The sequence below is a fragment of the Kribbella sp. NPDC050459 genome, from assembly GCF_040655315.1.
Taxonomy (GTDB): domain Bacteria; phylum Actinomycetota; class Actinomycetes; order Propionibacteriales; family Kribbellaceae; genus Kribbella.
This window is the reverse complement of record NZ_JBFAJQ010000008.1, coordinates 266228-291902: the sequence shown is the minus strand read 5'-3', so window position 1 is coordinate 291902 and position 25675 is coordinate 266228. Positions and strand designations below refer to the sequence as shown.

Annotated in this window: 27 protein-coding genes; 14 read left to right on the top strand and 13 right to left on the bottom strand. The window is 69.8% G+C overall.

What is annotated here, in order from left to right:
* The first annotated feature begins 3 nt into the window (after window positions 1–3).
* Together AB0I12_RS25995 and AB0I12_RS25990 are read left to right on the top strand one after the other, a co-directional pair.
* Entirely contained in the window at window positions 4–561 is a 558-nt protein-coding gene (locus tag AB0I12_RS25995; protein WP_359934278.1) for a hypothetical protein, read from the top strand.
* Entirely contained in the window at window positions 561–2456 is a 1896-nt protein-coding gene (locus AB0I12_RS25990) for a hypothetical protein (RefSeq protein WP_359934276.1), read from the top strand. Before AB0I12_RS25995 ends, AB0I12_RS25990 begins: the two co-directional genes overlap by 1 nt.
* A 1158-nt stretch (window positions 2457–3614) precedes the next feature.
* On the opposite strand, the gene AB0I12_RS25985 is transcribed toward AB0I12_RS25990, so the two are convergent.
* Complete coding sequence (locus tag AB0I12_RS25985; protein ID WP_359934274.1) at window positions 3615–4046, bottom strand: DsrE family protein; 432 nt, start codon at window positions 4044–4046, stop codon at window positions 3615–3617.
* 133 nt (window positions 4047–4179) lie between these two features.
* Between AB0I12_RS25985 and AB0I12_RS25980 the strand changes: the two genes are divergently transcribed.
* Entirely contained in the window at window positions 4180–4674 is a 495-nt protein-coding gene (locus tag AB0I12_RS25980; RefSeq protein ID WP_359934272.1) for an FABP family protein, read from the top strand.
* Here the strand turns inward: AB0I12_RS25980 and AB0I12_RS25975 are convergent.
* Window positions 4671–5348 carry a response regulator gene (locus tag AB0I12_RS25975; protein ID WP_359934270.1) on the bottom strand — a complete coding sequence of 226 codons (678 nt, stop codon included), beginning with the start codon at window positions 5346–5348 and terminating at the stop codon, window positions 4671–4673. The two genes, AB0I12_RS25980 and AB0I12_RS25975, sit on opposite strands and share 4 nt — an antisense overlap.
* Window positions 5341–6597, bottom strand: coding sequence for an ATP-binding protein (locus tag AB0I12_RS25970; protein WP_359934268.1), 1257 nt, complete (start codon window positions 6595–6597; stop codon window positions 5341–5343). The genes AB0I12_RS25975 and AB0I12_RS25970 overlap by 8 nt, the downstream gene beginning before the upstream one ends.
* A gap of 147 nt (window positions 6598–6744) precedes the next feature.
* Between AB0I12_RS25970 and AB0I12_RS25965 the strand changes: the two genes are divergently transcribed.
* Entirely contained in the window at window positions 6745–8118 is a 1374-nt protein-coding gene (locus tag AB0I12_RS25965) for a cation:dicarboxylase symporter family transporter (protein ID WP_359934266.1), read from the top strand.
* A gap of 59 nt (window positions 8119–8177) precedes the next feature.
* On the opposite strand, the gene AB0I12_RS25960 is transcribed toward AB0I12_RS25965, so the two are convergent.
* Window positions 8178–8999, bottom strand: coding sequence for an LLM class flavin-dependent oxidoreductase (locus AB0I12_RS25960; RefSeq protein ID WP_359934264.1), 822 nt, complete (start codon window positions 8997–8999; stop codon window positions 8178–8180).
* 109 nt (window positions 9000–9108) lie between these two features.
* Between AB0I12_RS25960 and AB0I12_RS25955 the strand changes: the two genes are divergently transcribed.
* On the top strand, window positions 9109–10101 hold the full coding sequence (locus AB0I12_RS25955; RefSeq protein ID WP_359934262.1) for a glycine cleavage T C-terminal barrel domain-containing protein: 993 nt from the start codon (window positions 9109–9111) through the stop codon (window positions 10099–10101).
* Between the two features lie 46 nt (window positions 10102–10147).
* On the top strand, window positions 10148–11104 hold the full coding sequence (locus AB0I12_RS25950) for an asparaginase (RefSeq protein WP_359934260.1): 957 nt from the start codon (window positions 10148–10150) through the stop codon (window positions 11102–11104).
* 9 nt (window positions 11105–11113) lie between these two features.
* On the opposite strand, the gene AB0I12_RS25945 is transcribed toward AB0I12_RS25950, so the two are convergent.
* Complete coding sequence (locus AB0I12_RS25945; protein ID WP_359934258.1) at window positions 11114–11749, bottom strand: TetR/AcrR family transcriptional regulator; 636 nt, start codon at window positions 11747–11749, stop codon at window positions 11114–11116.
* Window positions 11750–12019: 270 nt separating this feature from the next.
* On the opposite strand from AB0I12_RS25945, the gene typA reads away from it, so the two are divergent.
* From typA to AB0I12_RS25930, 3 genes are all read left to right on the top strand, one after another.
* The gene (typA, locus tag AB0I12_RS25940) at window positions 12020–13882 is read left to right on the top strand and encodes a translational GTPase TypA (protein WP_359934256.1); all 1863 of its coding nucleotides are present in this window, start codon (window positions 12020–12022) and stop codon (window positions 13880–13882) included.
* Between the two features lie 3 nt (window positions 13883–13885).
* Window positions 13886–15532 carry a glutamate--tRNA ligase family protein gene (locus AB0I12_RS25935; protein WP_359934254.1) on the top strand — a complete coding sequence of 549 codons (1647 nt, stop codon included), beginning with the start codon at window positions 13886–13888 and terminating at the stop codon, window positions 15530–15532.
* Between the two features lie 168 nt (window positions 15533–15700).
* Window positions 15701–16285, top strand: a complete 585-nt coding sequence (locus AB0I12_RS25930; protein ID WP_359934252.1) for a L,D-transpeptidase — start codon at window positions 15701–15703, stop codon at window positions 16283–16285.
* 28 nt (window positions 16286–16313) lie between these two features.
* On the opposite strand, the gene AB0I12_RS25925 is transcribed toward AB0I12_RS25930, so the two are convergent.
* Both AB0I12_RS25925 and AB0I12_RS25920 read right to left on the bottom strand, forming a co-directional pair.
* Window positions 16314–16829 (bottom strand): O-acetyl-ADP-ribose deacetylase, encoded by a 516-nt coding sequence (locus AB0I12_RS25925; protein WP_359934250.1) that lies wholly within the window; start codon window positions 16827–16829, stop codon window positions 16314–16316.
* Between the two features lie 3 nt (window positions 16830–16832).
* Window positions 16833–17150 (bottom strand): hypothetical protein, encoded by a 318-nt coding sequence (locus tag AB0I12_RS25920; protein WP_359934248.1) that lies wholly within the window; start codon window positions 17148–17150, stop codon window positions 16833–16835.
* A gap of 103 nt (window positions 17151–17253) precedes the next feature.
* Here AB0I12_RS25920 and AB0I12_RS25915 point away from each other — a divergent pair, with 103 nt between their 5' ends.
* Window positions 17254–18033, top strand: a complete 780-nt coding sequence (locus AB0I12_RS25915) for a L,D-transpeptidase family protein (protein ID WP_359934246.1) — start codon at window positions 17254–17256, stop codon at window positions 18031–18033.
* Window position 18034: 1 nt separating this feature from the next.
* On the opposite strand, the gene AB0I12_RS25910 is transcribed toward AB0I12_RS25915, so the two are convergent.
* The 6 genes from AB0I12_RS25910 to AB0I12_RS25885 form a co-directional block, all read right to left on the bottom strand.
* Window positions 18035–18379, bottom strand: coding sequence for a DUF2516 family protein (locus AB0I12_RS25910; protein ID WP_359934244.1), 345 nt, complete (start codon window positions 18377–18379; stop codon window positions 18035–18037).
* A gap of 122 nt (window positions 18380–18501) precedes the next feature.
* Complete coding sequence (locus AB0I12_RS25905; protein ID WP_359934242.1) at window positions 18502–19035, bottom strand: hypothetical protein; 534 nt, start codon at window positions 19033–19035, stop codon at window positions 18502–18504.
* 34 nt (window positions 19036–19069) lie between these two features.
* On the bottom strand, window positions 19070–19453 hold the full coding sequence (locus tag AB0I12_RS25900; protein ID WP_355695785.1) for a helix-turn-helix transcriptional regulator: 384 nt from the start codon (window positions 19451–19453) through the stop codon (window positions 19070–19072).
* An 80-nt stretch (window positions 19454–19533) separates the two neighbouring features.
* Window positions 19534–20280 carry an SDR family NAD(P)-dependent oxidoreductase gene (locus AB0I12_RS25895; RefSeq protein WP_359934240.1) on the bottom strand — a complete coding sequence of 249 codons (747 nt, stop codon included), beginning with the start codon at window positions 20278–20280 and terminating at the stop codon, window positions 19534–19536.
* Between the two features lie 43 nt (window positions 20281–20323).
* On the bottom strand, window positions 20324–21325 hold the full coding sequence (locus AB0I12_RS25890) for a hypothetical protein (protein ID WP_359934238.1): 1002 nt from the start codon (window positions 21323–21325) through the stop codon (window positions 20324–20326).
* Between the two features lie 86 nt (window positions 21326–21411).
* Window positions 21412–22155 (bottom strand): SDR family oxidoreductase, encoded by a 744-nt coding sequence (locus tag AB0I12_RS25885; protein WP_359934236.1) that lies wholly within the window; start codon window positions 22153–22155, stop codon window positions 21412–21414.
* Window positions 22156–22258: 103 nt separating this feature from the next.
* Here AB0I12_RS25885 and AB0I12_RS25880 point away from each other — a divergent pair, with 103 nt between their 5' ends.
* From AB0I12_RS25880 to AB0I12_RS25865, 4 genes are read left to right on the top strand one after another with little or no spacing between them, the layout of a single operon-like run.
* A complete protein-coding gene (locus AB0I12_RS25880) occupies window positions 22259–23137 on the top strand; it encodes a helix-turn-helix transcriptional regulator (protein WP_359934234.1) in 879 nt (292 codons plus the stop codon).
* Between the two features lie 4 nt (window positions 23138–23141).
* On the top strand, window positions 23142–24434 hold the full coding sequence (gene mshA / locus AB0I12_RS25875; protein WP_359934232.1) for a D-inositol-3-phosphate glycosyltransferase: 1293 nt from the start codon (window positions 23142–23144) through the stop codon (window positions 24432–24434).
* The gene (locus tag AB0I12_RS25870) at window positions 24431–24919 is read left to right on the top strand and encodes a YbjN domain-containing protein (RefSeq protein ID WP_359934230.1); all 489 of its coding nucleotides are present in this window, start codon (window positions 24431–24433) and stop codon (window positions 24917–24919) included. Before mshA ends, AB0I12_RS25870 begins: the two co-directional genes overlap by 4 nt.
* A gap of 9 nt (window positions 24920–24928) precedes the next feature.
* On the top strand, window positions 24929–25675 hold the full coding sequence (locus AB0I12_RS25865; RefSeq protein ID WP_359934228.1) for a phosphoglyceromutase: 747 nt from the start codon (window positions 24929–24931) through the stop codon (window positions 25673–25675).

Genomic DNA, 25675 nt, shown 5'->3' with positions numbered 1-25675 from the left:
GGCGTGAAGACGCAGGAGCGGTCGTCCGACGATGACGAGCGGGCGATGGCGGATCTGGCCGAGGTCGTCGACTGGCGACCGATCTGGGGACCGCCGGCCACGGGGATGGACGCGATCCGTGCCCTGGTCAACCGCGTCACCACCGCCACCGGCTGGCGTCCGTGGGCGCCGGGCAACATCGACCCGGACCGGTACACCTGGGGGCTGGTCACCCAGCGCGAGACGGTGATGCTCGTGCTGCCCGACGCGGTCCTGCCGGAGAGCCCGCGGAGCGGCTGGTCGGCGTACGAGATCGGTGCGTCGGAGCTGCAGCTCGCCGAGGAAGGTCTCGACGCGCACTGGCCGATCCAGCTCGAGCTCGCGCGCCGCTACTGGGGGCCACCGGTGTATGTCGGGCCGGGTGACGACCTGCGCATCCCGCCGGAGTGGCGCGGCCGCCGCCGGCACCTGGCGGTCTGGCTCCGGCCGGGCGCCGAGTTCCACCTGTACGCATCCCAGCCGGGACCGGACGACACCGCCGCCGGCTTCGGGTACTCCGTCTATGCCAACGAGGTGGCCTGATGGCTGAGGAAGTCGACGCCGATGACCTGCTCCGGATCATGGTCACCGAGCTCCGGAAGTTCGTCCGGACCGCTCGGGTCCGCGGGCAGCAGATCTGGCGGTTGCTGACCAAGGGGCAGCGGCGTCGCTCCGCGATCGAGCGCGGGCTCAACCAGGACCGCTGGGGCCCTGACCGCGAACGTGACGACGCCCGGGACCGGACCGCCGAGCTCGAGCGCGAAGCCGAGCGGGCGGAGCAGCAGGTCGACGATCTCGAGCGACAGAACCGCGAGCTGGAGGGCGAGCTCGAGCGGGAGCGCCAGCAGCAGGACACGGATCTCAACAACGACCGCGACCGGGACGGGATCGACGACCGGGTCGAGAACCGCACCGACCTCGACCGGGACCACCGCGACGACGCGACCGAGCGCCGCGACGAGGTCGACCGGGACAACGACGACGCACACGACCGCGACGGAGACGGCGTCGACGACGCCGTCGAGCGCCGCGAGGACGAGCGGGAGCAGGCCGACGAGGACCGCCGCAGGCGCGAGGAGCAGGACGGTCAGCAGCGCGACCGCGAGGACGGCATCGACCCCGCCACCGCAGCCGGCGCGGCAGCCGGCGCCACGATCGCAGCCGACGAGATCGGCGACCACCTGGACGAAGACCGCGACGCGGAAGCCGACAACGCACTGGACGACCCGTCGATCGACGCGGACACCGGCCAGGACACGGACGTCAGCGCGGAGCAGGACGGCGTCAGCCCGTACGTGGCCGAGGAAGGCGCCCTCGATGCGACCGACCGGACGCAGGAGACCGACCTCGCGCAGGACGATCTGCAGCAGGACGCGACCCTCGACGCGGACACCGGTCAGGACACCGACGTCAGCGCGGAGCAGGACGGCGTCAGCCCGTACGTGGCCGAGGAAGGCGCCCTCGACGGGACCGACCGCGCGCAGGAGACCGACCTCGCGCAGGATGATCTGCAGCAGGACGCCGCCCTCGACGCGGACACCGGTCCGGACACGGACGTCAGCGCGGAGCAGGAAGGCGTCAGCCCGTACGTGGCCGAGGAAGGCGCCCTCGACGCGACCGACCGCGCGCAGGAGACCGACCTCGCGCAGGACGATCAGCAGCAAGACGCCACCCTCGACGCGGACTCGGACGTCAGCGCGGAGCAGGACGGCGTCAACCCATACGTCGCCGAGGAAACCGGCCGTGAAGGCACCGACCTGAACCAGGACGGCGCCGACCTCGAGCAAGACGGCACCGACCTCGGGCAGGACGGTCAGCAGCTCAACGGCCAGCAGTTGAACGGCCAGCAGGTCGACGCCCAGCAGGTTGAGGCTCCGCAGGTGGACGGGCAGCAGTTGAATGGCCAGCAGCTGAACGGCCAGCAGTTGAACGGGCAGCAGGTGCAGGCTGGCGAGGTCGAGGCGCCGCAGGCTGACACACAGACGCAGCAGGTGCAGGGCCGTGAACAGGGAACCGACCAGGTCCCACAGGCGAAGGGCCCCGACACACAGCAGCTCGCGAACGCCTCCCAGTCCGCGGTCGACGAGACCGCCGGCCTCGGCCAGGACGGGCAGGACGGCCAGAGCCCGGGTGCTCAAAGCGACGGCCGTCAAACAAGCGAGGTACAGGGCTCCCAATGGCGCCCGCCGGAAGACCCGGCGATCGCCGAAGCCCGCCAGACAAACCAGCCGAAGAGCGGCCCCGGCCAACAACTCCCGCCCGACGAGCGCGCCCAGCTCGACCACATCAGGCAGGACCAAAAGCCCCTCAGCGCAGTAAAGGTCGAAGGCGGCAACGTAGCCACCACCGAACGCCCCGGCACCCCCGCCGCCCAACGCGACCAAGACCGCACCCGCGGCGACCGAGGCCGGGGCGACGACGGCGGCCGCAGCCGCTAACCCACCCCGCCTGGCGCCCCCACCCCAGGTGCGCCGGGCCCACCAGCTGAGCGCCCACGAACGCCAGCCGCCGCTTCAGCCATCGCCCCGCGCCTACTGCCCGCCCACAATCGGCACCGGCGCGGCCACCCGCACACGCCGGCACCTGCGCGCCACCCGCGCCTGCTGCCGCCGTACGCCGGGCGCCTATGACCAGTGCTGTGCCGCGTGCGTGCCCCGTACCACCCGTTGGCCTCTCGGCCCGGCGGGTGGCACGCGGCCACGCCGCCCGCGGTCATGCGCCTCGGCGGGGTGCAAGGCGAGGCACCATCCAGCCTCCCGCCTGCCTCCGCCGAGTATGTGCGGCGAGTGCGTACGCCATGCCTGACTGATTTACTCCGTACCGCCCGTTGGCCTCGGGTGGGGTGGTGGCACGCGGCCACGATGTCCGCTGGCCAAGCGCTTCGGTCGGGCGGCGTGCGAGACGACATGTGCCCCGAGCTGTCCGCCCGCCTCCGCCGTACGCCGCGTGCCTGTGGCGGGTGCGTGTGCCGCGTGTGTACGCCGTCGTCGGCTGACCAACCCGTACCACCCGTCGGCCACTTGCGCCGGGTGGCAGCCGGCCGCGCCGTCCGCCAGTTGAGCGACTCCGTTGTGCGCCGGGCGAGGCGACATGTGCGCCGCCGCGGTTCACCTGCCGCCGCCGTACGCCGCCTGCCTCCGACGTCCGCCGCCTGCACTTCGGCGTACGTCGGGGGCCCGTGGCGGGTGCTGTGTGCTGTGCCGCGGGTGTAGGTCGCCACCGGCTGACTGGCCCGTACCATCCGTTGGCCACTGCGCCGGTTGGTGGCCTGCTGCCGCGCCCTCTGCCGGGCACGCGCGTCGGTCGGGGCGCGGCCGCGACGTATGCGCCGCCGCGGTGCGCGCCTGCGCGTCACCTGCGTACACCGGGCCCCGACCCGGGGTGCCGGGCGCCACGTGCGTACGCCGACTTGAGCTGGCGGCGTGTGTGTCGGCCTGCTGTCGCCCGTGGGCACGTCGGGTGCTGGACGTCTGCCTCAGGCGCCCGGACCACCGCCCGGCCGCCGGGCGCCACATGCGTACGCCGATCCGAGCCGGCAGCCTATGTGTCGGGCTGCACGCCTACCCCGCCCACGCCCTCACCAAGGCATGGTGAGGCTAGTAGACGATTGCTTGGGTGTTGTCCGTCAGGATTTCTTCGGTGAAGGCGGGGGCGCCGGCGATTCGGGTGCCGGGGTGTAGGTCGGCTTCGGTGAGGGAGCGGCGTTTGGCGCATTGGGTGCAGACCGTGAGTTGGCCGCCTTCCAGGACTGCGGCCAGGAGGTCGGTGAGCGGCGCGGCGTGGGGGAGTTCGACGGTTTCGGCGCGGCCGGGGACGGCGAACCAGACGGCCTCGCCGGTCAGCCACAGGGAGACTGTGGCGCCGGACGCGACAGCGGTGGCGGCGACGGTGAAGGCCTGGTTGGCGCGTTCGGGTTCCTCGGCGCCTGCGGTCAGTTTGATCACCAGCGTGCGGGGCATCACGCCACGGTAGCCGAGACGGGCGTGCGGGATGTCACCGTGGAGGCGGGCGAGGACCGGCGTACGCATCCTCTAGACTGACCAGCGTGCTGCATGTCGTCTTCACCACGTTGCTGGTCCTGGTCTGTGTGTTCATGGGCTGGTTCTCGGCGTTCGTCGTCTACCGGCTGTACCGCGGCCGCAGTGCGAACTGAGTGATCGCATGCCGTTCGAGATCCCGCAGGACCTGCACCCGGACCTGATCCCGCTCGCGTGGCTGCTCGGCCGCTGGGAGGGCCGCGGGCACGGTGACTACCCGACGATCGAGAAGTTCGAGTTCGGGCAGCAGATCGACTTCACCCACAACGGCAAGCCGTACCTGCACTATGTGAGCCAGACGTTCGTGGTCGGCGAGGACGGCACCAAGGAGCGCCCGCTCGCGGTCGAGACCGGATTCTGGCGGCCGCAGCCGGACAACAAGGTCGAGGTCATCCTCGCGCACCCGACCGGTATCGCCGAGATTTGGTACGGCGACATCGACGGCGCGAAGATCGAGCTGCAGACCGATGTCGTGGCCCGCACCGTGACCGCGAAGGAAGTCACCGCCGGGCACCGGCTGTACGGTCTCGTCAACGGCGAGCTCCTCTGGGCGTACGACATGGCCGCCGAAGGCCAGGCGCTGCAGCCGCACCTGTGGGCGACGCTCGTCCGCTCCTAACTCTCGGCCACCCAGGAGTACTCGACCTTCGGCCGTCCGCTGCGCCCGTCGTAGCGCTGGGTCCGCAGCGCTTGCCCCTGGTCGGCCAGGTGCTCGAGGTAGCGCCGCGCGGTGATGCGGGACGTGCCGAGCGACGTCGCGACCTCCTCGGCGGTCCACCCTTCACGGTTCGCGAGCAGCTGGACGACGCGGTCGAGTACGCCGCCGGCCAGGCCCTTCGGCACCGACGAGACGGTTGCCGGGTGCAACAACCGGTCGACCTCCTCCTGATCCGCGACGACCTCGCCGAGCGCGGCGGCCCGCCGCTGCCTCGCGTACGCCGTCAACCGGTCCCGCAACGTCTCGAACGCGAACGGCTTCAGCACGTACTGCACGACGCCGATCCGCGCCGCCGCCTGCACGGCCGCGACCTCGCGCGCCGACGTCACCGCGACCACGTCCGTTTGGTTGCCGAGGGCCCGCATCCGGCGGACGATGTCCAGCCCGTGCCCGTCCGGGAGGTGCATGTCGAGCAGTACGACGTCGACGTCGCCGCGCGCGAGCACCTGCAGCGCACGCCCGGCCGTACCGGCGATTCCGACGCAGGTGAACCCGGTCAGCCGTTCGACGTACGTGCGATGGGCTTCCGCGGCGACCGGGTCGTCCTCGACGACGAGGACCCGCAGGTCAGGCACTGGCGCCCACCGCCCGCGGCAACCGCACCCGCACGGTCAGCGCCGGTACGTCGTCCAGCTCGGAATCCGGATCCACCATGAGTGAACCTTGCCACCGCTCGACCGTGCTGCGCACCAGCACGAGCCCCAACCCGTGCCCCGGCTCGGCCTTCGTCGTCCAGCCGCGCTCGAACATGTGCGCCAGCTCCACCGATCCCAGCTCGGCGCCGGTGTTCGTCACGATCAGGTCGACGGCGTCCGCGGTGGTCGCCGCCCGGAACTCGACCTTCCGCGGGGCCGGACCGCCGCGCGCGGCCTCGATCGCGTTGTCCAGCAGGTTTCCGACGACGGTCACGACGTCCTGCGCCGGCAGCCGGGTGTTCAGCGCCTCCTGCCCGAGATCGAGGCTCAGCACGACGCCGCGCTCCTGGGCCTGCGCCAGCTTCGCCAGCAGCAGCGACGCGAGGACCGGGTCACCGACCGTGCCGACGACGCGGTCCGTCATCGCCTGGGCGAACTGCAGCTCCGACACCGCGAACTCCCGGGCCCGCTCCGGCTTCCCGATCTCGATCAGGCTGACGACCGTGTGCAGCCGGTTCGACGCCTCGTGGTTCTGTGCCTGCAGGGATTCCGCCAGGCTGCGTACGGCGTCCAGCTCGCCGAGCAACCGCTGCAGCTGGGTGTGGTCCCGCAGCGTGACGATCCGCCCGCGCCCGGACGGCTGCTGGTTCACGACCACGACGCCGCGCGCGCCCAGGTGCAGCTCGTCGTACGCCGTCCGCCCGGTCGCGAGCAGCTCGGCGAGCGGAGCGCCGAGGTTGAGCTCCTCCAGCGGCGTACCGGGATCGACGGCGCGCAGCCCGAGCAGCGTCAGCGCCTCGTCGTTCGCGAGCTGGACCCGGCCGTGGAGATCCAGCAGGATCAGTCCCTCGCGCGCCGCGTGCAGCACGCCTTCGTAGAAGTCGAGCATCCGCGCCAGCGACTGCGTACCCACACCGCGGGTGGCTCGCCGGACTCGCCAGGTGACGAGTGCGTTGCCGGCGATCGCGACCCCGAGCATCAGACTGGCGATACCGAGCATCGAACGGAGGTCGAGCCGGGCCAGCTCCCACCAGCCCGGGACGGGGATCCCGCTCGCGGCGTGGTCCCGCAACGCCTGGGCGCGGGAGCGGCTGACCATCACGATCCACACCATCGCGATCAGTACGGTGACCGTGACGGTCTGCAGCCAGAGAACCTGGCGGCGCAACTCCCACGGCCGACGTTTCATGGCGAACAGTCTGCCCCGACTTCACGCGGCGAACGACGCGGCGAACGATATGGGCGAACGATATGAACGAAATGCGCGGTTCTCCTGTGCGTCACGTCACAGTTACTCGAACACCCCTCCGCCAGGCCGATACAGGGAGTCCCGACCATGTCGAGCCCGACCGAACCCCGCCCGACTCCGGTGCGCAACGACCGGACCCATTTCCTCTACATCGCCGTCATCGTCGCCGTTCTGCTCGGCATCGGTGTCGGGTTCCTGTTCCCGGACTTCGCGGTCGAGCTGAAACCGCTCGGTACCGGGTTCGTGAACCTGATCAAGATGCTGATCAGCCCGATCATCTTCTGCACGCTGGTGCTCGGCATCGGCTCGGTCCGCCAGGCCGCCAGTGTCGGCAAGGTCGGCGGGCTCGCCCTCGTCTACTTCCTGGTGATGTCGACGGTCGCGCTCGCGATCGGCCTGCTGGTCGGAAACCTCGTGCAGCCGGGCTCCGGACTGAACCTGACCGACAAGCTCCGCGAGGCCGGCCAGAAGCAGGCCGCCGGGGCGCACGAGACCACGACGGAATTCATCCTCGGGATCATCCCGAAGTCGCTGCTCTCGTCGCTGACCGAGGGCGAGGTCCTGCAGACCGTCCTGGTCGCGCTGCTCGTCGGCTTCGCGCTGCAGGCGATGGGCGCCAAGGGCCAGCCGATCCTGACCGGCATCGGTCACATCCAGCGGCTGGTGTTCAAGATCCTGTCGATGATCATGTGGACCGCGCCGATCGGCGCGTTCGGCGCGATCGCCGCGGTGGTCGGCGCGACCGGCTGGGACGCCCTGGTGAGTCTCGGCAAGATCATGCTGGCCTTCTACATCACCTGTCTGCTGTTCGTGATCGTTGTCCTGGGCACCATTCTCCGGATGGTCACCGGGGTGTCGATCTTCCAGCTGCTGCGCTACCTCGGCCGGGAGTTCCTGCTGATCGTGTCCAGCTCGTCGTCGGAGACCGCCCTGCCCCGGCTGATCGGGAAGATGGAACACCTCGGCGTCGACCGGTCCGTGGTCGGTATCACCGTCCCGACCGGCTACTCGTTCAACCTCGACGGTACGGCGATCTACCTGACGATGGCGTCGCTGTTCATCGCGGAGGCGATGGATCAGCCGTTCTCGATCGGTCAGCAGATTTCCCTGCTGCTGTTCATGATCGTCGCCTCGAAGGGCGCTGCCGGCGTCACTGGAGCCGGTCTGGCCACGCTGGCCGGCGGTCTGCAGTCGCACCGCCCGGACCTGGTCGACGGCGTCGGCCTGATCGTCGGTATCGACCGGTTCATGTCCGAGGCCCGGGCGCTGACGAACTTCGCCGGCAACGCGGTCGCGACCGTGCTGGTCGGCCACTGGGTCGGCGAGTTCGACAAGGAACAGGCCCGCCAGGTGTTCGCCGGCGAGGACCCGTTCGACGAGGTCGCCTTCGCCGCCGGCGACACCCACGCCGGCGACGTCCCGCTCACCGCCCCGGTCGGCGACGCGCCGGCCGGTCACTAGCCACTTTCCCACCCCTCCAAGCGCTGCCCGCCGGGCCACAGACCGGCGGGCAGCGCTGTTCAGCGACCGTTGAGCAGCTCGACCACGGGTGCGAGGTCCTCGAGGTACGTCGCGTTGACGCTGATGTACGACGTGCCGAACTCGTCCCGGCGGCGCTGCAGTTCGTCGGCCATCTCCTGCGGCGTACCGCGCAGCATCATCAGCGAGTCGCTCGCCTCCAGCACTTCGGGCTCGACGCCGGCCGCGCGCTTGGTCCACGGCGGCAGCTCGCGGGTCCCGGCTGCGAACAGGTTCATCGCCAGCTCGATGTCGTCCGCCCGCGAACCGGCCAGCTCCCGCAGGTCCCGGACCAGCTGAGCGACCTCCGCGCGCGGCGTCATCGCGTCCTTCGCCAGCGAGACGATGTCGGCGCGGGCGGCCGCCAGGGCGAGCGCTCGCGGGCCACCGGCGGCCAGCATGATCGGCGTACGGCGGTCGCCGTCGAGCTGCTGCAGATGGTCGAGCGTCTGGCGCACCTGATCGCGGCGCTCCTTGGCCGAGCCCCACGGCAGGCCGAGCTCGGCCGTCTGCTGCTCGGCGACCGGCCGGCCGGTGCCGATGCCGAACTCGAACCGGCCGTCGGTGAGCACGGTCAGCGTGTGCGCCTCCCACGCGGCGGCTCGCGGCGTACGCAACGGAGCGGCCGCGACGAACGTGCCGACCCGGATGTCCGCGACCGCGGCGGCCATCGCCAGCGACGGGAACGGCGACGGCAACTGCAGCCCGTCGGGCATCAGCACGGTCGAGTACCCGAGATCCGCCGCCTGCCGAACCGTCTTGATCCACTCCGAACCGGTCGTCGGACTGCCGACCACACCGAACCGGAACTGCTTGTCGTTCATCACCCTGCTCCCTTCGCCTGTCGTACTCACAGCGTCTCCGGGCAGGGGGTCTGTCCACATCCCACGACGGGAGGCGTTCGCCGTACGCCGCTCGACGTACTCTGGTGACATGTCACGCAAGCGCAGCCCCCTACTGGACCGGCCCGGCGCGGTCGAGGCCGACGGACTCGACGCCGGTGTCGCGGCGCACTACGGCTCCGACCTGCGCGAGCAGCGGGCCCTGGTCGCCGGTGAGGCGTTCGTCGACCTGTCGCACCGCGACGTGGTCACGATCACCGGCCCGGATCGGCTCACCTGGCTGCACGCGCTGACCACGCAGTACTTCGAGGGTCTCAAGCCGGGGACGTCGACGACGGCGCTGCTGCTGTCGCCGACGGGACACGTGGAGCACGTCATGTACGGCATGGACGACGGCGAGACGTTCTGGTTGCACACGGAGCCGGGTGCGGCGGCTGCGCTGGTGGAGTGGCTGCAGAAGATGGTGTTCATGTCGCGCGTCGAGATCACCGATGTGACGGACGACTACGCGATCATCTGGAAGTCAGGCCCCGCTCAAGGTGACCACCTGACCCGCAGCGGCGAGGACTCGCTCGGCGGTCACGAGGTGTTCCTGCCGCGGGCCGAGCTGGCTGGTCTGGAGGGCCCGGCGGCCGGGGTGTGGGCCTATGAGGCGTTGCGGATCGAGGCGGGCCACCCGCGCTTCGGGCTGGACACCGACGAGCGCGCGATCCCGAACGAGCTCGGTTGGCTCGGCGTCGGCGTACATCTCAACAAGGGCTGCTACCGCGGCCAGGAGACGGTGGCCCGGGTGCACAACCTCGGCCGCCCGCCGCGCCGCCTCGTGCTGCTGCACCTGGACGGTTCGGTCGACCACCTCCCGGCGCATGGGTACGCCGTCAAGGCCGGCGACAAGCAGGCCGGTTTCATCGGCTCCGCCGCCCGTCACCACGAGCTCGGCCCGATCGCCCTCGCCCTGGTCAAGCGCAATGTGGACCCAGAGGCCGTGCTGGAGATCGTCGCCGAGGACCAGCCCACGGTGACCGCAACCCAGGAGCTCCTGGTCGACCCCGAGGTCGGCCTGCACGTCCGCTCGCGTTTGTGAGGGGAATCATTCGCAACACGGCGTTTTGCACCTGTACAGTTCAGCCGTGACCGAACCTGTGCTCCTGGCCAACGTCGTCCGCAGCGACTTCGTCGAAGGCCACCACCGCGGCTCCGTCGTGGTGACCGACCCCGACGGCACCGTCGACTGGGCCGTCGGCGTCGTGGACCAGCCGATGTTCCCGCGCTCGTCCAACAAGCCGATGCAGGCCCTCGGCATGCTCCGCCGCGGTCTGCCGCTGACCGACGAGCTGCTCGCGCTCGCGGGCGCGTCGCACTCCGGTGAGCAGTTCCACCTGGACGGTGTCCGGAAGATCCTCGCGGAGGCCGGGCTCGAGGAGTCGGCACTGCGGACGCCGGTCGCGTACCCGCTGGACGACGACACCCGGGACGCCTGGGTGCGCGGCGGTCACGGCAAGGAGCGGATCGTGATGAACTGCTCCGGCAAGCACGCCGCGATGCTGCTGACCAGCAAGCTCAACGGCTGGTCGCTCGAGGACTACCGCTCGCCGGATCACCCCTTGCAGAAGGAGATCCGGACCGCGATCGAGGACACCGCGGGCGAGCAGGTCTCGCACGTCGCGGTGGACGGTTGCGGTGCGCCGATCTTCGCGCTGACGCTGGCCGGCCTGGCGCGGTCCTTCGGGCGGTTCGCCGGCGCGGCCGCGGACACGCCCGAGGGCCGGATCGCCGACGCGTTCCGGGCGTACCCGGAGTACGCCAGCGGGAGTACGCGTGACGAGGCCGAGCTGATGCGGGCCGTCAACGGCCTGTTCTGCAAGGCCGGTGCGGAGGGCGTGTACGCCGTCGGTCTCGCGGACGGCACCGGGATCGCGCTGAAGCTCGAGGACGGTACGCCGCGCGCCCGCAAGGTCGTGATGGCGGCAACCCTCCAGCGTCTCGGCATCACCAACGAGACGATCGCGAACCACCTGCACTTCGACCTCACCGGCGGCGACGCAGTGGTCGGCGCAGTCCGGCCGCACGCCCCGACCTTCGCCTGACCCGCCGGGCTATTTGGCGCGCAGGCGGTCGACCGGGGGTGACGTGATCGGCAGCGGTACGGCGGGGGCGGGCAGGTCGTACCCGGCGTACAGGCGGCGGCGGATGTCCTCGAGCGGGAACGTCTCGCGGTAGATCGCGAGCTTGACGGTCACGCCCTCCAAGGTTGCTCTGAGCAACATCTCCTCGATCGCCGGGTCGGCGGCGTCGCGGGCCGCGAAGACGTCGCGGATGGCGTCCTCGACCAGGGACAGCCGATCGGACTTGGCCTGCTCGACGCGGGCGAAGACGTCGTGGGTGCTGGGCTGCATCATCAGCGTGATCGCCAGCCGCTGGATCGGCAGCGTGGTCGCGGCGGCCATCAGCGCGCCGTCGATGATGCCGGCCAGACGTTCATCAGGAGTTCCCTGGATGGACAACAGGCCGGCGATGCCGTCCAGCCAGCGGTCCAGGAACTCGGCGGCGAGTTGTTCCTTGGTGGCGAAGTAGTACGACACCAGGCCGCGGGAGACGCCCGCGGCGGTCGTGACGTCGGAGATCGACGCGGCCTCGTAGCCCTTCGCGGCGAAAGTTTCCAGGGCCGCGGCCAGGATCCGTTCGCGGGAGCGTTCCCGCAGTTCCTGATTGACAGTGGCCGATCGCGGCACGAATTCCTCTTCCGAAGGTCGAAGCCTGAAGCGCCGGGCAACCCCTCATTCACGTGCCCGGCGCCCCGGGCTGACCCCCCGTTGTTGCGGCCCCTCCCCAGGCGCCGCTTATAGACTGGACGTCCAGTCAACGAATGTAAAGGGCTTGCCCGATTCGTGGGACACGATCCGTGACGGGTAGGATGTGAGGGCTGCGCCCTGTGTCGAGTGGCACGTGAAACCAGCCGTAGCCACCGCCTAACACCCATCGATGACTTGGAGCGCTCCTTCATGCCTGTCCGTAACGACCTGCGCAACGTCGCGATCGTGGCCCACGTCGACCACGGGAAGACCACCCTCGTCGACGCGATGCTGTGGCAGTCCGGCGCCTTCGGAGCCCACCAGCACGTGGACGAGCGGGCGATGGACTCCGGCGACCTGGAGCGTGAGAAGGGCATCACGATCCTCGCCAAGAACACCGCCGTCCGGCACAAGATGGCCAACGGCGAGCAGATGACGATCAACATCATCGACACCCCCGGCCACGCCGACTTCGGCGGCGAGGTCGAGCGCGGGCTGTCGATGGTGGACGCGATCGTGCTGCTGGTCGACGCGTCCGAGGGTCCGCTGCCGCAGACCCGGTTCGTGCTGCGCAAGGCGCTGGCGCGCAAGATGCCGGTGATCCTGGTGGTGAACAAGGTCGACCGCCCCGACGCCCGGATCTCCGAGGTCGTCGACGAGACCTACGAGCTGTTCCTCGACCTGCTCGACCACGACGCCGACCAGTCCGCCCTGGACTTCCCGGTCGTGTACGCGTCGGCGCGGGCCGGCCGGGCGTCGCTGACCCAGCCGGCCGACGGCGGGATGCCGGACTCCGAGGACCTCGAGCCGCTGTTCGAGACGATCCTGAACAACGTGCCGGCTCCGGAATACACCGAGGACGCGCCGCTGCAGGCCCACGTGACGAACCTGGACGCCTCGCCGTTCCTCGGCCGGCTCGCGCTGGTCCGGGTGCACGAAGGCACGCTGAAGAAGGGCGCCCAGGTGGCCTGGTGCCGCCACGACGGCTCGATCCAGAAGGTCAAGATCACCGAACTGCTGGTCACCGAGGCGCTCGAGCGCGTCCCCGGCGACTCGGCCGGGCCGGGCGACATCGTCGCGATCGCGGGCATCCCGGAGATCATGATCGGCGACACCCTGACCGACCCGGACAACCCGAAGCCGCTGCCGCTGATCACCGTGGACGAGCCGGCCATCTCGATGACGATCGGTACCAACACCTCGCCGCTGGCCGGCCGGGTGAAGGGCACCAAGGTCACCGCCCGCCTGGTCAAGGACCGGCTCGACCGCGAGCTGGTCGGCAACGTGTCGCTGAAGGTGCTGCCGACCGAGCGTCCGGACGCCTGGGAGGTGCAGGGCCGTGGCGAGCTGGCGCTGGCCATTCTGGTGGAGCAGATGCGCCGCGAGGGCTACGAGCTGACCGTCGGCAAGCCGCAGGTGGTCACCCGTGAGATCGACGGCAAGCGGCACGAGCCGGTCGAGCGGCTGACGATCGACTGCCCGGAGGAGTACCTCGGCACGGTGACGCAGCTGCTCGCGGTCCGCAAGGGCCGGATGGAGCAGATGACCAACCACGGCACCGGCTGGGTCCGGATGGAGTTCCTGGTGCCGGCCCGCGGCCTGATCGGGTTCCGGACCGAGTTCCTCACCGACACCCGCGGTACCGGTATCGCCCACCACGTGTTCGAGGGGTACGAGCCGTGGTTCGGCGAGCTGCGCACCCGCCCGTCCGGCTCGCTGGTCTCGGACCGGGCCGGCGCCGCGACGTCGTACGCGATGATCAACCTGCAGGAGCGCGGCACGATGTTCGTCGAGCCGGCCACCGAGGTGTACGAGGGCATGATCGTCGGCGAGAACTCGCGCGCCGACGACATGGACGTCAACATCACCAAGGAAAAGAAGATGACCAACGTCCGCTCGAACGCGGACGAGTTCGAGAAGCTGGTGCCCGCCCGGAAGCTGTCGCTCGAGCAGTCGCTGGAGTTCTGCCGCGAGGACGAGTGCGTCGAGGTCACGCCGGACGCGATCCGGATGCGCAAGGTCGCCCTCACCCAGATCGAGCGCGCGAAGCTCGGTCGCAAGACGAAGAGCTGAGAGATGCTGGATCGTGCTGTGATCGACGGGCTGTTCCCGACCGACCTTCCGGAGCCGCAGCACTGGGAGGACCGGTATCCCCTCCGGCAGCTGCCGGAGGGGGCCAAGGTCACCCGTCTCGGCCCCTCGCCGACCGGTTTCATCCACATCGGCGGCGTCTACGTCGGCATGATCGACCGGGACATCTCGTCGAACACCAGCGGGGTGTACCTGGTCCGCGTCGAGGACACCGACCAGTCCCGTGAGGTCGAGGGTGCGCTCGAGCAGTTCGCGCGCGCCTTCGAGTACTTCGGCATCAGTTCCGACGAGGACCGCGACCACGGCTCGTACGGGCCGTACCTGCAGTCGCAGCGCGAGCAGATCTACCTGACGTACGTGCAGCACCTGCTCCGCCAGGACAAGGCGTACCTGTGCTTCGCCACCAAGGACGAGCTGGCCGACATCACCGCCCGCCAGCAGGCCTCGAAGGTCCCGACCGGGTACTACGGCAAGTGGGCGATCTGGCGCGACGCTGACCCCTCCGACGTCGCGGCCAAGCTCGCCGAAGGTGCGCCGTACGTCGTGCGGTTCCGGGCACCTGAAGGCGAGACGCGGACCAGCTTCGTGGACGCGATCCGCGGCCGGCTCGAGCACGAGGCCAACCGCAACGACGCGGTGATCCTGAAGGCCTCGGACCAGTCGCCGCGGCTGCCGACGTACCACTTCGCGCACGCGGTCGACGACCACCTGATGCGGGTGAACCTGGTGATCCGCGGCGACGAGTGGATCTCCTCGGTGCCGTTGCACCAGCAGCTGTTCGCGGCGCTCGAGTTCGACCCGATCACGTATGCGCACATCGCGCCGCTGATGAAGCAGATCCCGGGCGGCAAGCGGAAGCTGTCGAAGCGCAAGGACCCCGAGGCCGGGGTGGACTTCTACATCGGCGCGGGCTACCCGGCCGACGCGGTGCTGTACTACCTGCGCGGCTTGGCCAACGGCCGGCTCGCGGAGATGCCGCTGGCCGAGGCGCTGTCGACGCCGATCGACCTGAGCCAGTGCGGTGTCGCCGGTCCGCTCGTCGACCTGGTGAAGCTGGAGGACATCAGCGCCGACCACATCGCGACGCTGAGCGGGCCGCAGATCCTCGAGGCCGTCCGGGCCTGGGCGGTGGAGTACGACGCCGAGCTCGTTCCCGTGCTGGACAACGAGAAGGAGCTGGCGTTGCGGGCGCTGGCGGTCGAGCGGGACGGGGTCGACAACCCGCGCAAGGACTTGCGCAAATGGTCGGACTTCCGCCCGGCGTACGGCTTCTTCTTCCCCGAGCTGTTCGTCCCGGTCGACGGGCCGTCTGACGAGCGGCTGGTTCCGCTCGGGGTGGCCGCGGACGTGGTGACCGCGTTCGCCACGGACCTGGTGGAGAACTACGAGCATCTGGACGACCCGCAGGAGTGGTTCGACCAGATCCGTACCCTCGCCGGCAAGCACCGATTCGCGCCGAATGCCAAGGAATACAAGAAGGATCCGGACGCGTACGTCGGCTCGATCCGGGAGGCCTCGCAGCTCGTCCGGGTCGCGATCACCGGCGCCACCAAAAGCCCCGACCTGCACGCGACCGCGCAGGCGCTGGGCGCCCCGGAGGTCCTGCGCCGGCTGCGGGCGCTGACCTCCTAGAACACGAACTGGAAACGGTCGCCGACGGAGCGCGCACACGGCTCCGTCGGTGTGATACTCATTTCTCGGTCAGTGGCGGGGAAGAAAGTTTTGATTCGTTACCAACCAGACGTGAAGTAGCGACGTCTGTCTTGTGGAAGCACTCTTTGGGGGAAGGACAAGGGAAACATGGGCATTCTGCGTAAGTTCGGCGCAACCCTGACGGCCGCCGCGTTCGTGGGCGTCGGCGCACTGTCGGCGACCACTACGGCTGAGGCCGCGCCGCAGGTCGCGACGTCGGCGCAGAAATCGACGACGGCTCCGGCTCCGGTCGGTCTGCCGCCGAGGGCCGCGACGGCGAAGGCGACCTCGACCAGCAAGCTCATCGCGAAGTACCGCATCGACAGCCGCTGCATCACCAAGGGGCGGGTGCTGTGCATCAACAAGAAGACCCGCAAGCTGGTCTACATGGTGAACGGCAAGCCGGTGCAGGTGCTGGACGTGCGGTTCGGCTCCAGCAAGACCCCGACGCGGAACGGCGTGTTCCGCGTCTACCGCAAGTCGAAGAACCACGTCTCGTCGCTGTACCACACCAAGATGCCGTACGCGATGTTCTTCAGCGGCGGCCAGGCGGTGCACTACTCGTCGGACTTCAAGGCCCGCGGCTACAACGGCGCCTCGCACGGCTGTGCGAACGTCCGTGACAAGAAGAAGATCGCCTGGATCTTCGCCCGGGTGAAGGTCGGCGACCGGGTGGTCGTCTACAGCAAGTGAGATCGGCGTACCGACAGCGGCCGGGGAGCTACTCCCCGGCCGCTGTCGCGTTCTGGAAGGCCTTGTAGAGCCGCGGTTCCACCAGGCAGAAGGTGGCCTTGACGACGCTGCTCGGCGTCCGGCGCACCGTCTGTACGGCGATATCGGCCGCCGACTGTGCCGGCCAGCCGTAGATCCCGGCCGAGACCGCGGGCAGCGCCATCGTCCGCACCCCGAGCTCGTCCGCGATCCGCAGTGCATTGCGGTAGCAGGACTCGAGCAGCGCGGGATCCCGTTGGCCGGCGGTGTAGTTCGGCCCGACGACGTGGATCACGTACGACGCCGGCAGCGCACCGGCTGTGGTCCAGACCGCCGTACCGGTCGGTGTGCCGTTCGGGTACCGCTCGATGAGCTCGTCGAGGATCTCCCGGCCGCCGGCCCGGTGGATCGCGCCGTCGACGCCACCGCCGCCGCGCAGGGCGTGGTGAGCGGCGTTCACGATCGCGTCCGCCGGCACCGTGGTGATGTCGGCGGTGCTCAGCACGATCTCCATGGGCAGCTCCATCCTTCAGACGGTGGGGATCCAGTCGAGGAGCGCGGCGGAGATCTCCGTCGCCGAGTCCTCGGGCAGGAAGTGCAGTCCGGCGACCGTCACCTCCCGTTGGTTCGGCCAACGGCGGCACTGCTCGCGCAGCGTGCCGCTCGGCAACACTGCCTCGACGAAGACGTTGTCCGTCAGCACGAGCTGCTCACCCTCCGGGCTCCGGAGTCTGCGGAACAGCTCCGGAGCGGGAGCGTTCGGGCTGTCCCAGGTGACCGGTGCGACGAGCGTCTCGAGGTAGGCGATCGGCGTGCCCAGGTTCACAGTGCCGACAACGGTCTCCATGCGGTCATCCTCCAGGTACGCTGGGCCAACCGAAATGGCTGTGAGGACGTCCTACAAGTGTAGGAACGGGGCTACCGGAGGGTTTTGTCCGATGCGTGGGCTCATGATTCGCAGGGTGCTGAGCGGGCTGGTCGTCGCGGGCACGATTGCTGCGCTCCTGAGTTCCGGAACCAGCGCGACCGCGGCCCCGCAGGACCTGAAGACGGTGCCGTTCGAGGTCAGCGGCGAGCTGCCGATCTACCCGAAGGCGCTGTGGAAGAACGGCTCCTCCGGCGTGAACGTGCGCAAGGTCGAGGCACGGCTGGTGCAGCTCAAGGTGCTCGAGAAGCGCTACCTGGACAACGAGTTCGGCACCATGACCCGGTCCGCGGTGAAGAAGTTCCAGAAGACGCACGGGATCCCGGCGCTCGGGTACGTCGACCAGAACACGTGGGACCAGCTCGTCAAGCTCACCCACGAGCCGACGCAGACCGAGCTGTACCCGCCGGTGCCGGTGGTGAACGGCAAGAAGCTCGACGCACGCTGCGCGACCGGTGTGGCGCTCTGCATCGACAAGACCAGCCGCAAGCTGCGGTACGTCGTGGACGGCGTGGTCAAGATGCAGCTGGACGTCCGGTTCGGCGCCGTGAAGACCGCGACCCGCGAGGGCAGCTTCACGGTCGGCTGGAAGAGCCGTAACCACGTCTCGAAGCTGTATGACTCGAAGATGCCGTACGCGATGTTCTTCAGCGGCGGCCAGGCCGTGCACTACTCGTCAGACTTCGCCGCGCGCGGCTACAACGGCGCGTCGCACGGCTGCGTCAACGTCCGCGACCTCGCCAAGATCAAGATCCTCTTCGACGAGGTCCACGTCGGCGACAAGGTCATCGTCTACCGCTCGTAGGTCAGAGCGGGCGGGGGCCTCGGCGGCGGCGCAGGGCGCCCCAGCCGCCGCGGCCTCGGCCGGTGGCGGCGCGGAGGGCGGGGCGGGCGTCGACGAGGTAGACGGCCGAGGCGACGATGCCGATCAGGCCGAAGAAGCTCAGCCAGCCCTGGAACACCTGGCTGAGGGTGAACACGGTCAGGATCAGCACCCAACCGGGCTTGGTGAGTTTGTCGGCGGCGATGAAGACCGCCCGGGGCCGGAAGACGGCGTCGGCGAGCGCGACCAGCTTGATCGCAAGCAGCACCCACCAGATGACCGACAGCGGATCGTCGAACCCGGGGATCAGGCTCTGGAAGGTGATCATGCTACGAGCCTAACCGACAGACCGGGCGGCCCACCGCTGCTCAGGCGCAGCTGTGGACCGCCCGGTCCCAGGATTCACCGCGAAGTGGGCGAATCGTCACTGTCTGTGGTGAGGCGAGACTTTCAGTCGCCGACCTTGTCGGCCGCGGACTGGGCGGCCTTGGTGGCGGCCTTCGCGGTCTTGCGGGCGCTGGTCGCGGTCGCCTTCACGGTCCGGGTCGCGGACTGAGCGGTCTTCCGGGTGGTGGTCCGGGTGGCCTTGGCCTTGCTCGCGGTGGTCTTGGCAGAGGCGACCAGGTCCTCGGTCGCCTTCTGGTGGCGGATCCGCTCGACCAGGTCCTTGCCGCGGCCGGCCAGGTCCTCGTAGGTCTCCTCGGCCTGGCCGAGGACGACGGTGAAACCGGCCTGCGCGGTCTTCGGCAGCTCGCGCAGCTTGGCCGGGGCGGTGCGCGCGTCGGCGACGATCGCCTCGAACCGCTTGGTCAGCTCGCCCTGCGCCTTGGTCAGCTCCTTGGTGAGCTCGGCCTGCAGGGTCTTCTGGTCCAGCTTGGCGAACCGGGCGGTCACGTCCTCGCCGACGGCGCGGACCTTCTCGACCGCGAGGTCGCCGGCGCCGGCGATCGCGTAGAACGGGGTAACAGGCGTACGGGTAGCCATCAGGCTTCTCCTCGGGATATCAGCAGGTACGGGGTCATTCGGCAGGGGTGTTCTCGCGGACGAACGACGTGTAGACGTCCAGCAGCACACGCTTCTGCCGTTCGTTCAACGCCGGGTCGAGCAGGACGGCGTCGACCACACCGGAGGACTGCTTGCCCTCCTGGCTCTCGTCCGGATCGAGGATGCCGGCCCGCACGTACAGGGTCTCCGCGGAGATCCGCAGCGCCTTCGCGAGCTGCTGCAGCACGTCGGCCGACGGTTTCCGCAGGCCGCGCTCGATCTGGCTGAGGTACGGGTTCGACACTCCGGCCAGGTCGGACAACTGCCGCAGCGACAACTGCGCCTGCCGCCGCTGCTCGGCGAGGTACTCCCCGAGGGAGCCCACCGCCCCAGCTGCCCGATCACTCAACTTGGCCATGTCCCCAGTGTGCTAGCAGAGTGCTTGCAATTGCAAGCACCCTGCCCGTGAGGCGGCTCACGTGAACCGTTTACTGCTTCTTACTGCTCCCGGAAGACCTTGTGCTGGGCGGCCTGGGCGCGCGGGCGGACCGTGATGCGGTCGATGTTCACGTGCGCCGGGCGGGTGGCGATCCAGGCGACGATGTCGGCGACGTCCTCGGACGTCAGCGGCTCGCGGACGCCGGCGTACACCGCGTCGGCCTTGGACTGGTCGCCGTCGAAGCGGGTCAGTGCGAAGCCCTCGCTGCGGACCATGCCGGGCGCGATCTCGCTGACCCGGACCGGCTGGTCGTACAGCTCGAGGCGGAGCGTGTCGACGACGGCCTTCGCGCCGTGTTTCGCGGCCACGTACCCGCCGCCGCCCTCGTAGGCGACCTGGCCGGCCGTCGAGCCCATCACGATGATCGTGCCGCGCCCGGCGATCAGTGCCGGGAGCAACGACTTGGTGACGGCCGCGACCGCGATCACGTTCACCTCGTACATCCGCCGCCAGGCATCCAGGTCGGCCTCGGCCACCGGCTCGAAGCCGAACGCCCCGCCGGCGTTGTTGACCAGCACCTGCAGCTCGTCACCGACGGCCGCCGTCAGTGCGGCGACGTCGTCGGCCGACGTCACATCGCACTGCACCGCACGGCCGTCGATCTCCTTGGCCAGCGCCTCGATCCGGTCCAGCCGCCGCGCGGCGCAGATCACCTCGAAACCCTCGCGGGCGAGGTAGCGCGCCGACGCGGCCCCGATCCCACTGCTAGCACCGGTCACCACGGCCAGAGGACGCTCGGAAGTCATAGCCCGAGTCTCTCAAACCCTCTGGCCGCGGAAGCCGGGTGTCTCAGGACCGGCCGGCTACGACAGGCTGCCGCGACGCCGCGTGGGCGGGTACGGCGGGACGCCGGCGGGCGGATGCGATGACACCCGCGAGTGCCACGGCACTGACGGCCAGGAATCCGCCCAGCATGGCCAGCGTCTGCCCGTCCGGGTGGATGAGCGCCTGCCCCCGGAAGGCCTGGACGGTCACGGTGAGCATCACGCCGGTGTAGCCGAAGGCCGCGACGCCGATGAGCCGGTTGCGGACCCGCTCCGGCCGCAGCCACTCGATGCGGGCGGCGAGCAGGCTCAGCGCCAGGACCGCGAGCAGCAGGAAGTGGATCGCGTGCAGTCCGACGAAGTGCGGGATCCGCAGGTCGCCGCCGACCGTGCTCCAGTTCGTCAACGGCATCCCCGGACCGCCCGCCTCGACGCCGATGCCGTGGCTGCCGGCCAGCGTGACCGGGTGCCCGTACGCGTCCGTGACCTCCTGCCGCTGACCCTGCGAACCGACCAGGTAGAACGCGAGCGCCATCCCGGCCACAGCCAGCCCCAGGCCGACCCGGATCGCCCGGTTCAGTGGCCGGTCACCGACCCGCTGGAACAGCAGCATGATCGCGACCACGAGGCTCGCGCCGAACAGACCCAGGACACCGGACATGAAGACCTTCTGGCCGACCTGGTTGAACGTGTCGGAGTTGTCGTTGAAGTGGCTGAACGTGCCGCGCGCGGCCTGGACGGCGATGAACCCGACGTCGACGATCCCGGTCACCGCGAACACCGTCCCGGTCCACCAGCCGAAGCGTTTCGCCTTGCGCAGCTTGGAAAGCAGCCAGGCGAGCGTCCCGCCGTACAGCACGAACGACAGGCCGAACTTGAACGGCTTCAGCCACACGGACTCGTTGAGGATCTCGCGGCCGTCGACGAGCAGACCGATCCCGGACACCGCGACGAGACCGGACATGACGAGCACCATCAGCACCAGCGGACGATGCCAGGACCTGACTTCTTCGAGGACTGTACGCATGTGATTCATGCTGTCCGGGAGCAGCGCACGAAGCAGTGGTGCGAATCCGCCTTCCGGGGTGGTGGTAGACCCACCCCGGGCGGACGTCACGCCTGGCGGGTCGGCAGGGCGACGACCTGACGGAGGTTCAGCTCCCGGCGCCGGCTCACCGCGAACGTCACCACGTCGGCGATGTCGTCGGCGTGCAGCGGGCCGATCTGCTCGTTCATCGACGCGATCAGGTCCTGGCCCGGGGCGTCGAGGTGCGTCGCCAGTTCGGTGTCGGTCAGCCCGGGCTCGATGTTCGTCACGCGGACGTCGTACGGCGCGAGGTCGGCGCGCAGCGAAGCGGACAGATGGGTCAGCGCCGCCTTGGTCGCGCCGTACACGGCGTACCCCGGGAAGACCACGTGCGCCCCGATCGACGAGATGTTCACCAGGTCCGCGGTCCGGCCCGCGCCGGCCGCCGCGATCAGGTCCGGCGTGAACGCCCGTACCAGGCGCAGTGCGCCGGTCAGGTTCGTGTCGATCATCCTGGTCCAGTCGTCGAGCCGCCCGTCGGCGATCGACGCTGCCAGCATCACGCCGGCCGCGTTCACCACGAGGTCGACCGTCTCCAGCCGCTCGTGGATCCGGGCAACCCCGGCATCGACGGACTCCTGCGATGTGACGTCCAGTCCGACGCCGAACGTCCGCGGTCCGAGCTTGCCGGCCAGGTCGTCGAGGCGGTCCTGCCGCCGCGCGACGAGCGCGACCGAGGCGCCGGCGTCGGCCAGTTGGGTGGCGATCGCGGCGCCGATTCCGCTGGCGGCACCGGTCACTACAGCGTTGCGAATGCTCAAGTTGGTCATGTCACCGATCCTGGGGCGGCCGCCGAGGCTTACCCAGGTGTCTGCTGAGCCTGGTTCTGGCAGGACCAGGTTGGGGGCCCGGGTGATCTGGATACTGGAAGGCATGGATCGCCGTGCGGAGCTGACCGAATTCCTGAAGTCGCGCCGGGCACGCGTGCAACCGGAGGAGCTCGGCATCAAGGTGTACGGCGGGCGGCGCCGCGTACCCGGCCTGCGCCGCGAGGAACTCGCTCAGGCCGCCGGAGTCAGCGCCGACTACTACGTCCGCCTCGAACAGGGCCGGACCGACAACGTCTCGCAGGAGATCCTGGATGCGGTCGCCGACGTCCTGAAGCTGACCGAGGACGAGCGCAAACACCTCGCCCTGCTCGCGAAACCCGTCCGCCGCGCTCCGCGGCGCCGCCCGCAGCAGCGCCTGCGCCCGGGAATGCAGCGGCTGCTCGACTCGATGCCGGACGTGCCCGCGTTCGTCCTCGGCCGCCGGATGGACGTCCTGGGCTGGAACCGGCTGGCCGAGGCGCTGATCGCCGACTTCGGCAGCCTGGACCGCAAGGACCGCAACATTCCGCGGCTGGTCTTCCTCGATCCGGCGTCGCGCGACTTCTATCCGGACTGGGACGCGGTCGCGGAGGAGACCGTCGGCTACCTGCGGATGTACGCGGGCCGCTACCCGGACGATCCGGAGCTGACCGAGCTGATCGGCGAGCTCTCGATCCGCAGCCCGGAGTTCCGGGAGTACTGGGCCCGGCACGACGTGAAGGACAAGACGTTCGGCACGAAGACGCAGCACCACGCGCTGGTCGGCGACATCACCGTCCAGTACGAGACGCTCCAGCCGCCGGGCGAACCGGATCAGCTGCTGGTGACGTACACCGTCGAGCCGGGCTCCACCTCCGAGCAGAACCTCCGGCTGCTCGCGAGCTGGACCGCCGCGGATAGGGAGAAGTCCCGATACCCCGCCGAGACCCCGGAGTTACCCTGACCAGGTGACCGACTTCTCCGCCGACCGTCCACTCCGGCGGGTCGCGATGATCAGCCTTCACACGTCACCGCTCGACCAGCCCGGAACCGGCGACGCCGGCGGCATGAACGTGTACGTCGTCGAGCTGTCCAAGCAGCTGGCCGGACTGGGCATCGAGGTCGACGTGTTCACCCGGGCGACCGCGTCCGCGCTGCCGGCCCGCGTCGAGCTGCTGCCCGGCGTGGTGGTCCGCAACGTTGCCGCCGGCCCGTACGAGGGCCTGACGAAGAACGAGCTCCCGGCGCAGCTGTGCACGTTCGCCCGGGCCGTCCTGCGCGCCGAAGCGATCCACGAGCCCGGCTGGTACGACGTCATCCACTCGCACTACTGGCTGTCCGGGCAGGTCGGCCTGCTGGCCCGCGATCGTTGGGCGGTCCCACTGGTCCACACCATGCACACGATGGCCAAGGTGAAGAACGCCAGCCTCGCGGACGACGACGTACCCGAACCACCCGCGCGACTGCTCGGTGAGGAGCAGGTCGTCGAGGCCGCGGACCGGCTGCTCGCCAACACCGACGACGAGGCCCGCGAGCTGATCGACCTGTACGGCGCCGCGCCGGCGAAGGTCGGCGTGGTGAATCCCGGTGTGGACCTGGAGCTGTTCAGTCCGGGGTCCCAGGAGGCCGCGCGGCAGGAAGTGGGGTTGCCGGCCGCTGCCGTCGTCCTCGCGTTCGTCGGCCGGATCCAGCCGTTGAAGGCGCCCGACCTGCTGATCCGGGCCGCGGCGCGGATGCTCGAGCGGGACCCGTCGCTGCGGTCCCGCCTGGTGGTCGCGATCATCGGCGGGCCGTCGGGCAACGGGATGGAGCACCCCGAGTCGCACGCCGAGCTGGCCAGGGCGCTGGGGATCTCCGACGTGACGCGCTTCGTGAAGCCGATGGAGCGGGCGCGGCTGGCCTCGTGGTACCGCGCGGCGTCGGTCGTGTGCGTCCCGTCGTACTCGGAGTCCTTCGGGCTGGTCGCGCTGGAGGCGCAGGCCTGCGGTACGCCGGTGGTCGCGGCGGCCGTCGGCGGCCTGAGTACGGCGGTGCTGCACGGGCGGACCGGGTTCCTCGTCCGCGGGCACGGCGTGGACGACTTCGCCGACGCGCTGTCGCGGATCGCGACGGATCCGGCCACCCGCGAGAGCATGAGCCACGCGGCGGTCGAGCACGCCCGGGGATTCGGCTGGGAGCTGACCGCCCGCAAGACGCTGGCGGCGTACCGGACCGCCACACAGACGATGGCGGCGGAGATCGCGGCGGAGGTAGCTGGGTGAGAGTTTCGGCGGCGGACGTGATCCGCCAGGTGCTGACCGAGAACGAGCTCGACTTCACCGAGAGTGAACCGGGCGCGTTCGTCGTGGACCTGCCGGGGGAGCGGAAGCTGAAGACCACGGTTTCGCTGACCGTCGGCCCGCAGGCGGTTCAGGTGCACGCGTTCGTCGCGCGGCACCCGGACGAGAACCACGCGGCCGTGTACCGCTGGCTGCTGGAGCGGAACCTGAAGATGTACGGCGTCGCGTTCGCCGTCGACCACATGGGCGACATCCACCTCGACGGCCGGGTCTCGCTGCACGCGATCACCCCGACCGAGGTGGACCGGCTGCTCGGCGCGGTGCTCGAGTACGCCGACTCGTCGTTCAACACGATCCTCGAGATGGGGTTCGCGTCGTCGATCCGGCGCGAGTACGAGTGGCGGGTTGCGCGCGGCGAGTCGACTCGAAACCTGGACGCGTTCAAGGGCTGGCTGGAGCCTCGATAACATGCAGGTATGACCTATCGCCTGATCCTGCTCCGCCACGGCCACAGCGACTGGAACGCCAAGAACCTGTTCACCGGCTGGGTCGACGTCGACCTGAACGCGCAGGGCGTCGAGGAGGCGCACCGCGGCGGTCAGCTGCTGCTCGAGCGCGGGCTGCTGCCCGACGTGCTGCACACGTCCGTGCTCCGGCGCGCTATCCGGACCGCGAACATCGCGCTCGAAGAGGCCGGGCGCCAGTGGATCGACGTACGGCGGTCCTGGCGGCTGAACGAGCGGCACTACGGCGGCCTGCAGGGCAAGGACAAGAAGCAGACGCTGGAGGAGCTCGGCGAGGAGCAGTTCATGCTGTTCCGCCGGTCGTACGACACCCCGCCGCCGGCGATCGAGCGCGGTTCCGAGTACGACCAGGCCGGCGACCCGCGGTACGCCGGACTCCCGCCGGAGATCCTGCCCGCGACCGAATGCCTGAAGGACGTCGTCGAGCGGATGCTCCCGTACTGGTACGACGCGATCGTGCCCGACCTGAACGCCGGCAAGACCGTCTTGGTCACCGCCCACGGCAACTCACTCCGCGCCCTCGTCAAGCACCTCGACAACCTCGACGAGAAAACCGTGGTCGGCCTGAACATCCCGACCGGAATCCCGCTCTACTACGAACTCGACGACAACTTCAAGCCCGTCACCCCCGGCGGCGAATACCTGGACCCGGCCGCCGCCAAGGCCGCCATCGAAGCGGTGAAGAACCAGGGCCGCTGA

Bases quoted from the DNA above. Each gene is read 5' to 3' on its own strand.
- AB0I12_RS25900 (WP_355695785.1), bottom strand. From the start codon at position 19,453: ATGGCCAAGTTGAGTGATCGGGCAGCTGGGGCGGTGGGCTCCCTCGGG.
- AB0I12_RS25895 (WP_359934240.1), bottom strand. From the start codon at position 20,280: ATGACTTCCGAGCGTCCTCTGGCCGTGGTGACCGGTGCTAGCAGTGGG.
- AB0I12_RS25980 (WP_359934272.1), top strand. From the start codon at position 4,180: ATGCCGTTCGAGATCCCGCAGGACCTGCACCCGGACCTGATCCCGCTC.
- AB0I12_RS25915 (WP_359934246.1), top strand. From the start codon at position 17,254: ATGATTCGCAGGGTGCTGAGCGGGCTGGTCGTCGCGGGCACGATTGCT.
- AB0I12_RS25920 (WP_359934248.1), bottom strand. From the start codon at position 17,150: ATGGAGACCGTTGTCGGCACTGTGAACCTGGGCACGCCGATCGCCTAC.
- AB0I12_RS25865 (WP_359934228.1), top strand. From the start codon at position 24,929: ATGACCTATCGCCTGATCCTGCTCCGCCACGGCCACAGCGACTGGAAC.
- AB0I12_RS25905 (WP_359934242.1), bottom strand. From the start codon at position 19,035: ATGGCTACCCGTACGCCTGTTACCCCGTTCTACGCGATCGCCGGCGCC.
- AB0I12_RS25925 (WP_359934250.1), bottom strand. From the start codon at position 16,829: ATGGAGCTGCCCATGGAGATCGTGCTGAGCACCGCCGACATCACCACG.
- AB0I12_RS25970 (WP_359934268.1), bottom strand. From the start codon at position 6,597: ATGAAACGTCGGCCGTGGGAGTTGCGCCGCCAGGTTCTCTGGCTGCAG.
- AB0I12_RS25930 (WP_359934252.1), top strand. From the start codon at position 15,701: ATGGGCATTCTGCGTAAGTTCGGCGCAACCCTGACGGCCGCCGCGTTC.
- AB0I12_RS25885 (WP_359934236.1), bottom strand. From the start codon at position 22,155: ATGACCAACTTGAGCATTCGCAACGCTGTAGTGACCGGTGCCGCCAGC.
- AB0I12_RS25955 (WP_359934262.1), top strand. From the start codon at position 9,109: ATGTCACGCAAGCGCAGCCCCCTACTGGACCGGCCCGGCGCGGTCGAG.
- AB0I12_RS25960 (WP_359934264.1), bottom strand. From the start codon at position 8,999: ATGAACGACAAGCAGTTCCGGTTCGGTGTGGTCGGCAGTCCGACGACC.
- AB0I12_RS25880 (WP_359934234.1), top strand. From the start codon at position 22,259: ATGGATCGCCGTGCGGAGCTGACCGAATTCCTGAAGTCGCGCCGGGCA.
- AB0I12_RS25910 (WP_359934244.1), bottom strand. From the start codon at position 18,379: ATGATCACCTTCCAGAGCCTGATCCCCGGGTTCGACGATCCGCTGTCG.
- AB0I12_RS25890 (WP_359934238.1), bottom strand. From the start codon at position 21,325: ATGCGTACAGTCCTCGAAGAAGTCAGGTCCTGGCATCGTCCGCTGGTG.
- AB0I12_RS25935 (WP_359934254.1), top strand. From the start codon at position 13,886: ATGCTGGATCGTGCTGTGATCGACGGGCTGTTCCCGACCGACCTTCCG.
- AB0I12_RS25990 (WP_359934276.1), top strand. From the start codon at position 561: ATGGCTGAGGAAGTCGACGCCGATGACCTGCTCCGGATCATGGTCACC.
- typA (WP_359934256.1), top strand. From the start codon at position 12,020: ATGCCTGTCCGTAACGACCTGCGCAACGTCGCGATCGTGGCCCACGTC.
- AB0I12_RS25985 (WP_359934274.1), bottom strand. From the start codon at position 4,046: ATGCGTACGCCGGTCCTCGCCCGCCTCCACGGTGACATCCCGCACGCC.
- AB0I12_RS25965 (WP_359934266.1), top strand. From the start codon at position 6,745: ATGTCGAGCCCGACCGAACCCCGCCCGACTCCGGTGCGCAACGACCGG.